Annotated in this window: 13 protein-coding genes; 6 read left to right on the forward strand and 7 right to left on the reverse strand. The window is 63.0% G+C overall.

Annotated elements, in window-relative coordinates:
• Positions 1–56 precede the first annotated feature (56 nt).
• The 6 genes from NKI46_RS05730 (at position 57) to NKI46_RS05755 (ending at position 6,437) form a co-directional block, all read left to right on the forward strand.
• Positions 57–974: an AraC family transcriptional regulator gene (locus NKI46_RS05730; protein ID WP_352745266.1), complete on the forward strand. Its 918-nt coding sequence runs from the start codon at positions 57–59 to the stop codon at positions 972–974.
• Between the two features lie 229 nt (positions 975–1,203).
• Entirely contained in the window at positions 1,204–2,475 is a 1,272-nt protein-coding gene (locus tag NKI46_RS05735; RefSeq protein ID WP_352745268.1) for an ABC transporter substrate-binding protein, read from the forward strand.
• A 97-nt stretch (positions 2,476–2,572) separates the two neighbouring features.
• Positions 2,573–3,439, forward strand: coding sequence for a carbohydrate ABC transporter permease (locus NKI46_RS05740; RefSeq protein WP_023707770.1), 867 nt, complete (start codon positions 2,573–2,575; stop codon positions 3,437–3,439).
• Between the two features lie 26 nt (positions 3,440–3,465).
• On the forward strand, positions 3,466–4,278 hold the full coding sequence (locus NKI46_RS05745; protein WP_023671259.1) for a carbohydrate ABC transporter permease: 813 nt from the start codon (positions 3,466–3,468) through the stop codon (positions 4,276–4,278).
• A gap of 15 nt (positions 4,279–4,293) precedes the next feature.
• Positions 4,294–5,340: an NAD(P)-dependent alcohol dehydrogenase gene (locus NKI46_RS05750; protein WP_352745271.1), complete on the forward strand. Its 1,047-nt coding sequence runs from the start codon at positions 4,294–4,296 to the stop codon at positions 5,338–5,340.
• Between the two features lie 2 nt (positions 5,341–5,342).
• A complete protein-coding gene (locus tag NKI46_RS05755) occupies positions 5,343–6,437 on the forward strand; it encodes an ABC transporter ATP-binding protein (protein ID WP_352745274.1) in 1,095 nt (364 codons plus the stop codon).
• 54 nt (positions 6,438–6,491) lie between these two features.
• Here NKI46_RS05755 and NKI46_RS05760 read toward each other — a convergent pair whose 3' ends face one another.
• The 7 genes from NKI46_RS05760 to NKI46_RS05790 all read right to left on the reverse strand — a co-directional run bounded on the left by NKI46_RS05760 (position 6,492) and on the right by NKI46_RS05790 (position 13,937).
• The gene (locus tag NKI46_RS05760) at positions 6,492–8,078 is read right to left on the reverse strand and encodes an FGGY-family carbohydrate kinase (protein ID WP_352745277.1); all 1,587 of its coding nucleotides are present in this window, start codon (positions 8,076–8,078) and stop codon (positions 6,492–6,494) included.
• A gap of 134 nt (positions 8,079–8,212) precedes the next feature.
• Entirely contained in the window at positions 8,213–8,872 is a 660-nt protein-coding gene (locus NKI46_RS05765) for an HAD family hydrolase (RefSeq protein WP_023729776.1), read from the reverse strand.
• Positions 8,873–8,883: 11 nt separating this feature from the next.
• Positions 8,884–10,362 (reverse strand): mannitol dehydrogenase family protein, encoded by a 1,479-nt coding sequence (locus tag NKI46_RS05770; RefSeq protein ID WP_352745280.1) that lies wholly within the window; start codon positions 10,360–10,362, stop codon positions 8,884–8,886.
• Positions 10,363–10,408: 46 nt separating this feature from the next.
• Positions 10,409–11,179, reverse strand: coding sequence for an L-iditol 2-dehydrogenase (locus tag NKI46_RS05775; protein ID WP_352745283.1), 771 nt, complete (start codon positions 11,177–11,179; stop codon positions 10,409–10,411).
• A complete protein-coding gene (locus NKI46_RS05780; protein ID WP_023826627.1) occupies positions 11,176–12,180 on the reverse strand; it encodes an ABC transporter ATP-binding protein in 1,005 nt (334 codons plus the stop codon). Before NKI46_RS05780 ends, NKI46_RS05775 begins: the two co-directional genes overlap by 4 nt.
• Before the next feature lie 48 nt (positions 12,181–12,228).
• Entirely contained in the window at positions 12,229–13,053 is an 825-nt protein-coding gene (locus NKI46_RS05785) for a carbohydrate ABC transporter permease (RefSeq protein ID WP_023671250.1), read from the reverse strand.
• A gap of 11 nt (positions 13,054–13,064) precedes the next feature.
• A complete protein-coding gene (locus NKI46_RS05790) occupies positions 13,065–13,937 on the reverse strand; it encodes a carbohydrate ABC transporter permease (RefSeq protein ID WP_023711367.1) in 873 nt (290 codons plus the stop codon).
• Between the last annotated feature and the right edge of the window lie 74 nt (positions 13,938–14,011).

The raw sequence follows: 14,011 nt of genomic DNA on the forward strand, positions 1-14,011 counted from the left end.
GCTGCTACGGATTGTCCGATGCCGGATTGCTTGCGAACTCGCCCGGAGAACCGACCATGACGTTCAGGCGCAGAAAGAACACGGCCGCGATCCCTCGCACGGTGCCGGCTTTCGAGCACATCGTCACCGAGGCGAGCGACAGTTTCCTGTGGCGGCTCGACGACTATCCCTGGGAGCGCAATGTCTGGAATTTTCATCCGGAATACGAGATCCATCTCCTGAGGAAGTCTTCCGGGGTCGCGCTGGTCGGCGATCACATCGGCGAATTCGGGCCGGGCTACCTGAGCATCGTCGGCGGCGGGCTGCCGCATGACTGGGTGACATCGGTGCAACCCGGCGAGCTGATCGAAGGACGCGACATCGTGCTGCAATTCGATCCGCAGCGGCTGCGCGGCTCGGCGGGACTCCTGCCGGAGCTGCGCGAACTGGAACCGTTCCTGGAGCGATCGCTGCGCGGCATGGTCTTCCATGGCCGCGCCGCGCTCGAAGGCGCCGCGCTGATGGAACGGATGGGCACGGTGCACGGGCTCGCCCGGTTTTGCCTCTTCCTCGAACTGGTCGATTTGCTTGCCAGGACAGACGAATACGAGCTTTTGTCCTCGCCGGATTTCTCACCCGCGCTCGACGCAACCTCGCTGGACATCATCCAGCGCACGCTGACCTATCTCTTCCAGCACTTCGCCGAGGACCTGAAGCTGCCGGAGGCGGCGGAGCTGGCGGGGATGAGCGAAAGCACGTTTTCGCGCTTCTTCCAGAAAAACACCGGCAACAGTTTCAGCGACCACATCGCCAAGCTCCGGCTCTGGCAAGCCTGCAAGCTGCTGGCGGACACCGATATTCCGATCACCGACATCTGCTTCCAGGTCGGCTACATGAACATCTCCAACTTCAACCGCGCCTTCCTGCGCAAGCACCGGATGACGCCGTCATCCTACCGCAAGCTGTCGAAGCAGCGGATGACGATGCGCGCCTGAAAACCGGCCTTCCTCACTCCATCGGTACTCATGTGACAGAGGCCGTGCAGGCGGGCCGGATTTTGCAGCGCACAATGCATAAAAGTACAGGTCTGCTGCAACGGGGCTTCTAGCGCGGCCTTTAGCAACTCCTCATTTTGGCGATGGGTGGCTTGTCGCTCGGGCGATGGCGAGGATCGCGCAACCGAAGACTTCCGCTTCCTGCGACTGTTCCTGGAGGAGAAAATCAATGAAACCAATTCGGCTCGCTGCGAGCATAAGCGCAGCTTTCATGCTTACCACGACCCTCTCGACCATGGCGCTGGCGGCGCCGGTCTGCTCGGCGCCGGTCAAGGTGCTGGCGCAACCGCGTGACGGGCTGACGCTGCTGGAGGCGTCCAAGGAGGAGTTCCAGAAACTGGCCGGCGCCAGCTTCCAGATCGACTATCTCAACGAGAACGACCGCCGGGCAAAATCGCGCGCCGATGCGTCCACGGTGGGCAACTACAACGTCTACTATGTCGACGAAGCCAATGTGGCGCTGTTCGCCTCGTCGAAATGGATCGTGCCGCTCACCGACTATTACCCGGCTGACTACGACTACGCCGATTTCGACCCGGGCCGGCAGAAGGTCGCCACCTATGACGGCAAGGTGTGGTTCGCGCCGCTGACCGGCGGCGGCGACCTGATGGTCTACCGCAAGGACATTCTGGAAGCCGCCGGCATCCAGCCGCCGAAGACGCTGGACGAGTTGATCGCCGACGTGCCGAAGCTGACCGATCCCGACAAGGGCATGTACGGCATCGCGCTGCGCGGCGCGCGTGGCTCGGGCGCCAATGTCTGGCGCTGGATGCCGTTCTTCAAGGCCTATGGCGGAAAATGGTTCGACGGTGACAAGCCGGCTTTCAACTCCGAGGAGGCGGTCAAAGCGACCGAGACCTATCTTAAACTGTTCAAGGATTCAACGCCCGGCACGCAGACCGGCAGCTGGGATGAATCGACCGGCGCCTTCCTGTCGGGCCAGGTTGCCATCTTGGTCGAATCGACGCCGCTGTCGGGCATGGCGGTCGACCCGAAGACCTCGCAAGTGGTCGGCAAGATCGGCTTCCTGCCGCCGCCCTCGCCACTGACCGGCGGCGGCTACGGCCACGGCCTCGCCATCGCCGCCAAGGCCAATGCCGATGACGCCGCGAAGCAATGCGCCGGCCTGTTCATCGCCTGGGCGACGTCGAAGGAGAACGAGAAGCGCCGGCTCGACGCGCACCAATTCGGCGAGCTCAACCGCACCAGCGTGCTGTCCAGCAAGGAGTTCGCCGACATCTATGGCGCCGATCTCGGCCAGGCGCTTGCCGATACCGGCAAGGTGACGGCGGTGAACTTCTGGCAGGATCCGCGCTGGCCGGATCTCGGCGACCGCTGGGGCATCATCCTGGAAGAGCTGGTCACCGGCACGCGCACCGACGTCAAGGGCGGCCTCGACGAACTCGAGGCCTACGCCAACGAGCTGGTGAAGAAGAAGTAATCCTCCCGCCCGCGGCGCGCGGTCCACGGCATTCGACCGGATGCCGGGACCTGTGCGCCGCGGGTCTCTCCAAAAAGGCACAGCCCGAGGATAGGCAATGCGCCGACGCTCTTCCCTGCCCGTGACGTTTCTGGTTCCGACGCTCGCCATTCTTCTGGTGCTGTCGATGGTGCCGACGCTGTACGCCATCGTCATTGCGCTGCAGAACCGCGAGCTGAGCTCGTCGGACTATTCCTGGGTCTGGCTGTCGAACTTCATCGACCTGTTCGCCGACCGGCGTTTCCTCAACGCGGTCTGGGTTTCGGTGAAGTGGGAAATCGTCACCGTGGTGGCGACGATGATGGTGGCGATCGGGCTCGGCGTGCTGATGTTCGAAGTAGCGTCGCCGCGGCTGCGCAACATCTACTGCCTGCTGTTCATCATCCCGGTGCTGTTGCCGCGTGTCTCGGCGGCCTTCGTGTGGAAGTTTGCCTATCATCCGCTCTACGGCATCGCCACCTACCCCTACCGGCTGATCACCGGCGGGCTGATCTTCGACCCGCTTTCGAAGCCAGCGACGGCCCTGTTTGCCGTCGCCTCGGTCGATGTGTGGCAGTGGGGACTGTTCTTTGCCGTCATCGTGCTGAAGCTTCTGGAGACCTTGCCGCCGCAGCCGATCGAAGCGGCGCGGCTCGACCACGCCAAACGCTGGCAGATCCATGCCTATGTGACTTTGCCTATGCTGAAGGCGCCGCTGATCAGCCTGATGTTCGTCAAGATGATCGAATCGCTGCGCTCCTTCGACCTGATTTATGTGATGACGCGCGGCGGGCCGGGCGTGGCGACCGAGACGCTCGACATGTACGCCTTCTCGCAAGGCTTCATCGAATCCGGCAAGGTGTCCTATGCCTCGGCCATGGCGGTGCTGATGATGATCGCGACTGTCATCACCTTCACCATGCTGTGGAAGCGGGTGCAGGCATGAAGTCGAATCGCATGAGGCCGTATCGCATGAGACCGGGCCGCCTCATCGGCAAGATCATCCTGGCCTTCGCCGGCTTCATGGCGGTGTTTCCGCTCGCCTGGACGGCGGTCAATTCGCTGAAGAACAATGTCGACATCATCACCCGCGTGCCGCGCCTGGTGTTTACCCCGACCTTCGACAATATCAGCTACATCATCGGCCGCGACAGCGTAATGACCGGTCTCTATAACTCGGTCATTTCCTGCGGCGTCGCCGTGCTGATCGGCGTCATGCTCGGCCTTCCGGCAGCCTATGCGGTGGCGCGCTATCCCAATCGCTTCGCTGGCGACATCCAGTTCTTCGTGTTGTCGCTGCGCTTCCTGCCGCCGGTGGCAGTCGCCATTCCGCTGATGGTGATCTGGCTGCAGATCGGCCTCTACGACACGCTGCCGGCGCTGATCGTCACCTATTCGCTGCTCACCATCTCGGTGATCATGTGGCTCGCCATTCCCGCCTTCCAGGCCGTGCCGAAGGAAATCGAGGAAGCCGCCTTCGTCGACGGCTACGGCGCTTACTCGGTGTTCTGGCGGATTGCGCTGCCGGTAGCGGCGCGCTCGCTGATCGGCGCCGTCGCCTTCAGCTTCGTGCTGGTGTGGAACGAATTCCTGATCGCGCTGATGCTGTCCAGTTCCAACGCCAAGACATTGCCGATCGTCGCTTCCGAACTTTCACAGCAAGGCATGAACGTGCCGTGGGGAATCCTCAACGCCTCGGTCGTGCTGTTGTCGCTACCGCCGCTGCTGTTCCTCGGCGTGCTCAGCGGCTTCCTGAATTCCGTTTTCCGGCAAAAAAAGACTTGATGCGAGGACTTACCGATGCGGGCACTGGTGCTTGAGAAAAAAGGCGAACTGTCGCTGCGCGAGATCGCGCTGCCGCTCGACGTCGGACCGGGCGATGTCAAGATCGCCATCCACACGGTCGGCGTCTGCGGCAGCGACGTGCACTATTACACCCATGGCGCGATCGGCAGCTATGTCGTGCGGGCCCCGATGGTGCTCGGCCACGAAGCCGCGGGAACGATCGTCGAGATCGGCGCCAATGTCGGCACGCTGAAGGTCGGCGACCGCGTCTGCATGGAGCCGGGCGTGCCGAACCTGTCGTCGCGCGCGACCAGGCTCGGCATCTACAATGTCGACCCTGACGTCTCCTTCTGGGCGACGCCGCCTGCGCATGGCGTGCTGGCGCCCTATGCCGTGCACCCGGCCGCCTTCACCTACAGACTGCCGGACAATGTCACCTTCGCCGAAGGCGCGATGGTCGAACCCTTTGCCATCGGCATGCAGGCGGCGAGCCGCGCCCGCATCGTGCCTGGCGACGTCGCCGTCGTCGTCGGCTGCGGCCCGATCGGCATCATGATCGCGCTGGCGGCGCTGGCCGGCGGCTGCTCGAAGGTGCTGATCTCCGATTTTTCCGCACCCAAGCTCAAGATTGCCGCGCAATATCCCGGCATCGTGCCGGTCAATATCGGCGAGCAATCGCTGGTCGACGCAGTCTCCGCCGCGACCGACAATTGGGGCGCGGATATCGTGTTCGAGGCGAGCGGCAGCCCGAAGGCATTCGCCGACCTGTTCGATGTCGTGCGGCCGGGCGGCGCGGTCGTGCTGGTCGGACTGCCGGTCGAACCGGTCAGCCTCAACGTTCCGGCGGCCATCTCCAAGGAAGTGCGCATCGAGACGGTGTTCCGTTACGCCAACATCTTCGACCGCGCGCTGCAGCTGATCGCCTCGGGGAAGGTCGACCTCAAGCCGCTGATCACCGGCACTTATGATTTCTCGGACAGCATCGAGGCCTTCGAGCGGGCGGCGCAAGGCAAGCCGCAAGACGTCAAGCTGCAAATCCTTCTTACCGGCGAGAAGGGCTGACCATGTCCGCGATCGTTTGCTCCCATGTCGACAAGGCTTACGGCGCCACCACCGTCATCCGCGACCTCAATCTCTCGATCGAGGAGCACGAATTCGTCGTATTCCTCGGCCCGTCCGGCTGCGGCAAGTCGACCTTGCTCAGGATGCTGGCCGGACTGGAGGATATCAGCGGCGGGGAAGTGTCGATCGGCGGCAAAGTGGTCAACGATCTCGAGCCCGGCGAGCGCGGCGTTGCCATGGTTTTCCAGAACTATGCGCTCTACCCGCATATGACGATCTTCGACAACATCGCCTTTGGGCTCAAGCGACAGAAAGTGCCCCCGGCCGAGATCCGGAAGCGGGTCGAGGCGGTGGCAACGACGCTCGGCCTCGAACCTTACCTCGCCCGCAAGCCGACCGAACTTTCCGGCGGCCAGCAGCAGCGCGTGGCGATTGCGCGCGCCATGATCAAGACGCCGAAAGTGTTCCTGTTCGACGAGCCGCTGTCCAATCTCGATGCCAAGCTGCGCAACCACATGCGGGTCGAGATCGCCCGGCTGCATCAGTCGCTGAAGACCACCACCGTCTATGTCACCCACGACCAGCTCGAAGCGATGACGCTGGCCGACCGGATCGTGCTGCTCAGGGATGGCGTCATCGAACAGATCGGCTCGCCGGCCGAGATCTATCGCCAGCCGGGCAATCTGTTCGTCGCCGGCTTCATCGGTACGCCGAACATGAATTTCATCGACGTGGCCGTCGGGCGGAAGGACGAACGCTGGACGCTGACAGGCGGCGGCTCGAGCTTCTCCATAGAAGGCTCGGGCTTCGATCTACGCGGCGTCCGGCGCGCCGTGCTTGGAATCCGACCGCCGGACCTGAAGACCGCCGGCGCTCAGAGCATCAATCTTCTGCAAGGCACCGCCGACCTCATCGAGTTCCACGGCAATGACGCGCTGGTGACGTTCGCCTGCGGCGGCAAGGAGGTCGGTGCGTTGGTATCGGCCCGCGAATGCCCGGCGTTGCGCGCGCCTGTGCGCTACACATTCGAGGAGGAGAGCGTGCATCTGTTCGACGCGGCGACCGGCGCATCCTTGCCCCGGCGAGAGGAGGCCTAGATTTGGTACGCAATTCCGGACGGAAAACCGTTTCACACTTTTCCTGGAATTGCTCTAGCTGATGGCGTCGAGCTCCTGCCGCTGGCGGTGCATTTCGAGGAAAATCTTGTAGTCGCGGTCGAAGCGGCCTGACGCGGCCGGGTTCGAGGTGCGCGCCCTGCCGCCTTGCTGCATGGCGACGCAAGCGGCATTCAGGTCCGGGAACAGGCCGGCCGCGGTGGCGGCGACCATGCCGGTGCCGAGCAGAACGGCTTCGTCGGCCAGCGGCTCGATCACCGCGCAGCCGGTGGCGTCGGCATAAAGCTCCATCAGCAACGGGTTCTTGGTGTGGCCGCCGGTGACATGCAGCGTGTCGATGAGATAGCCGTTCTCGTTCAGCGCCTCCAGCACATGGCGCACGCCGAGCGCGATGCCGACGGCCGTGCGCCAATAGAGCTTGCACAGGCTGTCGAAAGAGGAATCCAGCGTCAGTCCGCTGACCACGCCGACGGCATGCGGGTCCGCAAGCGGCGAGCGGTTGCCGTGGAAATCCGGCAGCACATGCAACCTCGCCGCCAGCTTGTCGCCTTCGGTGCTGCGCAGTTCAGCGACGCGCCTGGCGATCTTGGCATGCATGGCCGCATCCGGCTCGCCGCCGGCGCCATGCCAGCGGATGATGTGGTCGAGCAAAGCCCCGGTAGCCGACTGGCCGCCTTCCGACAGCCAGAGCTTTGGCAGTGCGGCGCCATAGTATGGACCCCAGACGCCGGCGAAAGGCTGCGGGTCGGGCGACATCGCCATGACGCAGGACGAGGTGCCGGCGATCAATGCCAGATGGCGGCCGATATTCTGCTCGTCGCCAGCAAAGCCGCCGAGCACGCCAAGCGCGCCGGCATAGGCATCGATGACGCCGGCGCCGACCCGACAGTTTTCGCTCAAGCCCAACTCCGCCGCCGCCTCAGTGGTGAGCGTGCCGATGTCTGCGCCGACAGCACTTGCCTTCTCCGGCAGGTTGCCGTGTTCGAACAGATCGCCAAGCCCGACCCTGTCGAAGAAGTCACGGCGCCAGCCGGTGTCCTCATGCGCCAGATAGGTCCACTTGGCGGTCAGCGTGCATTGCGAGCGCGCCAGCGACCCGGTCGCCTTCCAGGTCAGGAAATCGGTGAGGTCGAACAGGTAGCCGGCTTCATGCCAAGTTCCCGGCAGATTGCGCTTCAGCCACATCAGCTTCGGCGTCGCCATTTCCGGCGACATGACGCCACCGATATAGTCGAGTACGGCGTGGCCGCTATCGGTGCATTCATCCGCCTCGGCGATGGCGCGATGGTCGAGCCAGACGATGGTGTCCCAGCGCCGTTCGCCCGTCACCGAGACGCTGAGCTGGCCGGCATTCCTGTCCAGCACCACCAGCGAGCAGGTGGCGTCGAACGACATGCCGACAATATCGTCGGCTAACACACCGGCCTTTTCGCGCGCGGCACGGACGGCAATGCACACAGCCGACCAGATATCCTGCGAATTGTGCTCGGCGTGATCGGCCTTCGGCTGGTTCATGACGATCGGATGCTCGGCGCGGCCGAGCAAGGTGCCTGACATGTCGAGAATGCCCGCACGGGCGCTCCCGGTGCCGACATCGACCGCGCAAACGAAGCTTTTCGTCAAGATGCTTTTACTCTCGCTTCCTAGAGCCGGATGATTTCAGGTCTGTTCGACCTGAAATCTGAATCCGTCTCTAAATCAAAGAAGTAGAGCATGATGTCGTCCGAAAACCGCTTCACACTTTTCGGCATCATGCTCTAGCCTGCAATCAGATCGGGCAATTGCAGCATGTCCGCGAATATAAAGTCCGGTTCACTCGACGCAAGCCGCGCTTTCAAGGCCGGGTTGCCGGCGTGCGAACCGCCGGTGAAAGCAAAGACGCGCATGCCGGCCGCACGCGCCGCCGCGATGCCGGCAGGGCTGTCCTCGATTACGATGCAATTACCGGGATGCGCGCCCATGGCGGCGGCGGCATGGAGAAAAAGATCCGGCGCCGGCTTGCCGCGCGCGACCATGGCAGCGCTGAACAGATGGGGCTCGAGCAGGCCGAGCAGGCCGGTAACGTCGAGCGCATAGCGAATGCGGTCGAGCGTGCCGGAGGAAGCGACGCAGCAGGGCACGCCCAGCCTCGGCAGGATGTCGCTGATGCCGGGAATCGGCTTCAGCTCCTCGCGGAATTTGCGCATCAGTTCGACGCGCATGTCGGTAAGATGCACGTCGGTGATGTCGATGGTGAAATCGCGAAGAAGTATCTCGCGCACGCTCTTCATGCTCTTGCCTAGGAAATGCTCGTAGGCGGTATCTTCGCTGACCGAGCCCCCGGCGGCAGAGATCATGCCGAGCAGAGCCGAAACCGACAGCGCCTCGCTGTCGACCAGCACGCCGTCACAGTCGAAGATGACCAGTTCGGGCGTCATTGCGGCTGGCGTCAGAGCTTGCCGGAGATGTAGCGCGTCAGCGTCGCGCGCGTGCCATTCGCCCACAAGACGTTGAGCGCATGGGCAAAGGCCTCGGCGAACGGCGCCGAGCGGCCGACGTGGCCATATATATCCTCCATCGCAAGCCAGGCACCGGGCTTGTCCTTCGCCGCCTTCGCGCTTGCCTGCAGCCGGTCCCAGCTCGGGTCGTTGGCCTCGATGACCGCGCCGCTGTCTGTGGTGCCGAAACAGTAGCGGCACCACAGCGCCGACTCGAGCGCCAGACCCGCGACGCCTTTGCCGGCCTTCAGCCGGTCGGCAATGGTCGGGATGATGAATTTCGGCTGCCGGTTGGAACCGTCGAGGCAAAGCCGGCGGATGGTGTCGCCGATCTTGGGGTTGGAAAAGCGGTGCTCGATGAGCTGATAATAATCCTCCAGCACGGTGTCCGGCACCGGCGGCACGGTCGGGATGATCTCGTCATGCTCGAGCTTGGCGAGGAAGCCGCGCACCAGCTGCTCCTGCATCGCCTCATGGACGAAATGGATGTCCATCAACCCTGCGGGATAAGCGATCGTGGCATGACCGCCATTGAGGATGCGGATCTTCATCAGCTCATAGGGCGCGACATCCCTCACGAATTGCACACCGACCTTTTCCAGCGGCGGGCGGCCGTCGGTGAAATGATCCTCCAGCACCCATTGCTTGAACGGCTCGCAGAACACCGGCCAGTTGTCCTCGAGGCCGAACTCGGTGGCGAGAATGCCGCGCTCGCGATCCGAGGTGGCCGGGGTGATGCGGTCGACCATGCCGTTGGGAAAGGCGACATTGTCGCTGACCCAGTTCGCCAGATCCTCATCGATCAGGCGGGCGAGGCCGATGACGCCATCCGAGGTGACATGGCCGTTGTGAGGGATGTTGTCGCAGGACATGACGGTGAACGGCACGATGCCGTCGGCGCGGCGGCGCATCAGCCCGGCCAGGATGAGGCCGAACACCGTCTTCGGCGTCGTGCCGGCCTGTGCGTCGGCGACGATATCAGGATGGGTCGGGTTGAACTTGCCCGAGGCCGGATCGATGAAATACCCGCCTTCGGTGATGGTCAGCGAGACGATCTTGATCGCCGGATCGGCGAGCTGGTCGATGATCGCATCCGCATCGCCGGGCGTCAGGAAGTCGATCATGACGCCGGTGACGCGGGCGCTCATATGATCGGAATCCTGCTCGACCACTGTCGTCAGCCAGTCCTGCTCCTGCAGCTTGGAACGGCCGAGCTTTTCGCCCTCGAAGACCCCGGCGCCGACCAGAGCCCAGTCATGACCGATCCCTGCGTTGAAGAGATCGTCGAGGTAGACCGCCTGATGCGAGCGATGGAAATTGCCGACGCCGAAATGGACGATACCGGGTTTGAGCCTGGAGCGATCATATCTGGGACCGGCGACCTTGGCGGGGAGTTCCGAGAGGATCGAGGAGGAGAGTTTCACGGTCATTTTTTTACCCTTTTGGCCGGGCTGCGGCCTTCGTGATCCCGGCCCATCAACTCATCCATTGGCCGCCATCGACATTGTAGGTCTGGGCGACGATGTATTCGGCGTCGTCGCTGGCCAGGAAGACCGCCATGCCGGTCAGGTCCTCCGGCTTGCCCATGCGGCCATAGGGCACGCCCTCGCCGACCAGCCGCTTCTTCTCGCCCTTCGGCCGGTTCTCATATTTGGCAAACAGCGCATCGACCTCATCCCACATATCGCTGTCGACGACGCCGGGCGCGATGCCATTGACGTTGATGCGGTGCTTGATCAGATCGAGCCCGGCGGACTGGGTCAGCGAAATCACCGCGGCCTTGGTGGCGCAATAGACGGCGACCAGCGGCTCGCCGCGGCGTCCTGCCTGGCTGGCGATGTTGATGATCTTGCCGCCCTTGCCCCTTGCGATCATCGAACGCGCCGCTGCCTGCAGCATGAACAAGGTGCCGGCGACGTTGACGGAGAACAATTTGTCGTAGCTCGCTTCGGTGATCTCGACGATCGGCGCCAGGTCGAACAAGGCAGCGTTGTTGATCAGGATGTCGAGGCCGCCCGTCTTTGTTTCGACCGCCTTGACCGCCGCCTGGATCGAAGCGAGGTCGCTGACGTCGAGCCTGACCGGATAGGCGTTGGCGCCGATCTCGGCGGCCGTCTTTTCGGCAGCCGCCAGATTGATATCGGCAATGGCCACCGTGGCACCCTCGCGCGTGTAGGCTTCGGCAAAAGCCCTGCCGATGCCGCGCGCCGAGCCGGTGATCAGCGCCGATTTGCCGTTCAGTCTCACTGCGTCAGCGCCTTTCCATCGGGGCCGAAGCGATGCATCCGGACCTTGTCGGGCGTCAAATAGATGGTGTCGCCGTGACGCACGGCGAGTTCGCCATCGGCGCGTACCGTCAGCGGACCGGCGCCGTCGGCCTGGACATGCAGGAAGGTGTCGGAGCCCAGATGCTCGGCGACGCCGACAAGGGCTTTCCAGTCACCCGCTGTGGTCGATATCCCCATATGCTCAGGACGAATGCCGATGGTCTTGGCGTTGTATTTGGCCGCCGGCGCACCTTCGATCAGGTTCATTTTCGGCGAACCGATGAAGCCCGCCACGAACAGGTTCTTCGGCGACTTGTAGAGTTCCATCGGCGAGCCGACCTGTTCGATGTTGCCGGCGTTGAGCACGACGATCTTGTCGGCCATGGTCATGGCTTCGATCTGGTCGTGGGTGACGTAGACCATCGTCGTCTTGAGCTGATGGTGCAGCTCGCTGATTTCGAGCCGCATGGTGCCGCGCAGTGCAGCATCGAGGTTGGACAGCGGCTCGTCGAACAGGAATGCCGAGGGCTGGCGCACGATGGCGCGGCCGATGGCGACGCGTTGCCGCTGGCCGCCGGAGAGCTGGCCGGGCCGGCGTTCGAGATAGTTGGTGAGGTTGAGGACCCGGGCTGCGTCCTTCACCTTCTTGTCGATCGTCGCCACATCCTCGCCCGCCATCTTCAGCGGGAAGCCGATGTTCTTGGCCACCGTCATATGCGGATAGAGCGCATAGGACTGGAATACCATGGCCAGCTTGCGCTTGGCCGGCGCCTCACCGGTGACGTCACGGCCATCGATGTTTATGGTGCCGCCGCTGGTGTCCTCGAGGCCGGCGATGAGGCGCAGCAGCGTGGACTTGCCGCAACCCGACGGCCCGACGAAGACGACGAACTCGCCATTCTCGATGACCAGGTCGAGACCTGGAATGATGACCGTCGATCCGAAATGCTTGGAGACGTTCTTGAGAGTGATGTTTCCCATGGTTTCCTCCCCCCGAAGGGTCTGGTGGATTGCTTCAGGCAAGGTTCGTTATTTTACCGCGCCGAATGTCAGGCCGCGCACCAACTGCTTCTGGCTGAACCAGCCCATGATCAGGATGGGGGCGATGGCCAGCGTCGAGGCCGCCGAAAGCTTGGCCCAGAACAGGCCTTGCGGGCTTGAGAACGAACTGATGAAGGCCGTCAGCGGCGCCGCCTCGGTGGTGGTCAGGCGGATGGTCCAGAACGCTTCGTTCCACGCCAGGATGATGTTGAGCAGCATGGTCGAGGCGATGCCCGGCACGGCCATGGGGGTCAGCACATAAACGATCTCGCCCCACAGGGTGGCGCCGTCCATGCGTGCCGCTTCCAGGATCTCGCCGGGGATTTCGCGGAAGTAGGTGTAGAGCATCCAGATCACGATCGGCAGGTTGATCAGCATCAGCATGATCATCAGGCCGATGCGGCTGTCGAGCAGTCCGGCATCGCGGAAGATGAGGTAGATCGGGAACAGCACGGCAACCGCCGGCATCATCTTGGTCGAGAGCATCCACATCAGGATGTCCTTGGTCCACTTGCCCGGCGAGAAGGCCATCGACCAGGCGGCCGGAACCGCGACTATCAGGGCCAGGATGGTCGAGCCGACCGAGAGCAGCACCGAGTTGAAGAAGAACTTGAAGTAGCCGCTCTGCGCCTGGACCTCGGTATAGCTCTCGAACGTCCCCGACGGGATCAGCGCGAAGCCCTGGATGGCCTCCTGCTCCGACTTGAACGAGGTGATGATCGTGTAGAGGATCGGGAAGAAGATCAGCAGCGCGACGATCCAGGCGGCGCCTGTCGCAATGACCTTGTGTTGGGTGGTGACTGCACGTGCCATCGTATCCTCCCTTACTTGTCCAGGTTCTTGCCCACCGCGCGCATGGCGAAGAAGGCGACGATGTTGGCGAGAATGACGGCGATGACACCGCCGGCCGATGCCTGGCCGATTTTGAACTCCAGCAATGCCTTCTGGTAGACGAGGAAGGGCAGGTTGGTGGAGGCATAGCCGGGTCCGCCATTGGTGGTGACCAGGATTTCGGCATAGACCGACAGCAGGAAGATGGTCTGGATCAGGATGACGACGGTGATGGCGCGCGACATGTGCGGCAGCGTCAGATAGATGAAGCGGCTGACGAAGCCGGCGCCGTCCATCTCGGCGGCTTCCTTCTGCTCGCCGTCGAGCGACTGCAATGCGGTCAGCAGGATCAGCGTGGCGAAGGGAAGCCATTGCCAGGCGACGATGATGATGATGGCCAGCATCGGATGCTGCCCGAACCAGTCGATCGGTTGAGCCCCGAAGAAGCGCGCAATGTCGGCAAAGACGCCGTATTGCGGGTGCATGATCATGTTCTTCCAGACAAGTGCAGCCACCGGCGGCATGACGAAGAACGGAGAGATGACGAGGATGCGGACGATCCCCTGTCCCCACATCGGCTGATCGATCAACAGCGCCAGCATGATGCCGCCGATCACGGTGATCAGCAGCACGCTGCCGACCAGGACGAGCGTGTTCAGGATCGATTGCAGGAATGCCGGGTTGGAATAGAACAGCGAGTAGTTCGAGAACCAGACGAAGCCGTCGCGGATCGGGTTCAGCGGATTGTATTGCTGGAAGGAGAACCAGAAGGTGATGACCAGCGGCACGATCATCCAGACGAACAGCAACACGACGGACGGCGCCATCATGAAGCGGGCAAGCGAACGGGTCTGCTGAGTAGCCATGACGGTCACCCTTCACTAGTCGGACTGAATTTTCACAGCGGGGAAAAAGCGGCCGCCCGAACTGGGACTCGGGC

The organism is Mesorhizobium sp. M0615 (assembly GCF_040320805.1).
Lineage (GTDB): Bacteria > Pseudomonadota > Alphaproteobacteria > Rhizobiales > Rhizobiaceae > Mesorhizobium.

Coding starts and splice junctions, on each gene's coding strand:
- NKI46_RS05730 (WP_352745266.1), top strand. CDS start 57: ATGACGTTCAGGCGCAGAAAGAACACGGCCGCGATCCCTCGCACGGTG.
- NKI46_RS05735 (WP_352745268.1), top strand. CDS start 1,204: ATGAAACCAATTCGGCTCGCTGCGAGCATAAGCGCAGCTTTCATGCTT.
- NKI46_RS05740 (WP_023707770.1), top strand. CDS start 2,573: ATGCGCCGACGCTCTTCCCTGCCCGTGACGTTTCTGGTTCCGACGCTC.
- NKI46_RS05745 (WP_023671259.1), top strand. CDS start 3,466: ATGAGACCGGGCCGCCTCATCGGCAAGATCATCCTGGCCTTCGCCGGC.
- NKI46_RS05750 (WP_352745271.1), top strand. CDS start 4,294: ATGCGGGCACTGGTGCTTGAGAAAAAAGGCGAACTGTCGCTGCGCGAG.
- NKI46_RS05755 (WP_352745274.1), top strand. CDS start 5,343: ATGTCCGCGATCGTTTGCTCCCATGTCGACAAGGCTTACGGCGCCACC.
- NKI46_RS05765 (WP_023729776.1), bottom strand. CDS start 8,872: ATGACGCCCGAACTGGTCATCTTCGACTGTGACGGCGTGCTGGTCGAC.
- NKI46_RS05770 (WP_352745280.1), bottom strand. CDS start 10,362: ATGACCGTGAAACTCTCCTCCTCGATCCTCTCGGAACTCCCCGCCAAG.
- NKI46_RS05780 (WP_023826627.1), bottom strand. CDS start 12,180: ATGGGAAACATCACTCTCAAGAACGTCTCCAAGCATTTCGGATCGACG.
- NKI46_RS05785 (WP_023671250.1), bottom strand. CDS start 13,053: ATGGCACGTGCAGTCACCACCCAACACAAGGTCATTGCGACAGGCGCC.
- NKI46_RS05790 (WP_023711367.1), bottom strand. CDS start 13,937: ATGGCTACTCAGCAGACCCGTTCGCTTGCCCGCTTCATGATGGCGCCG.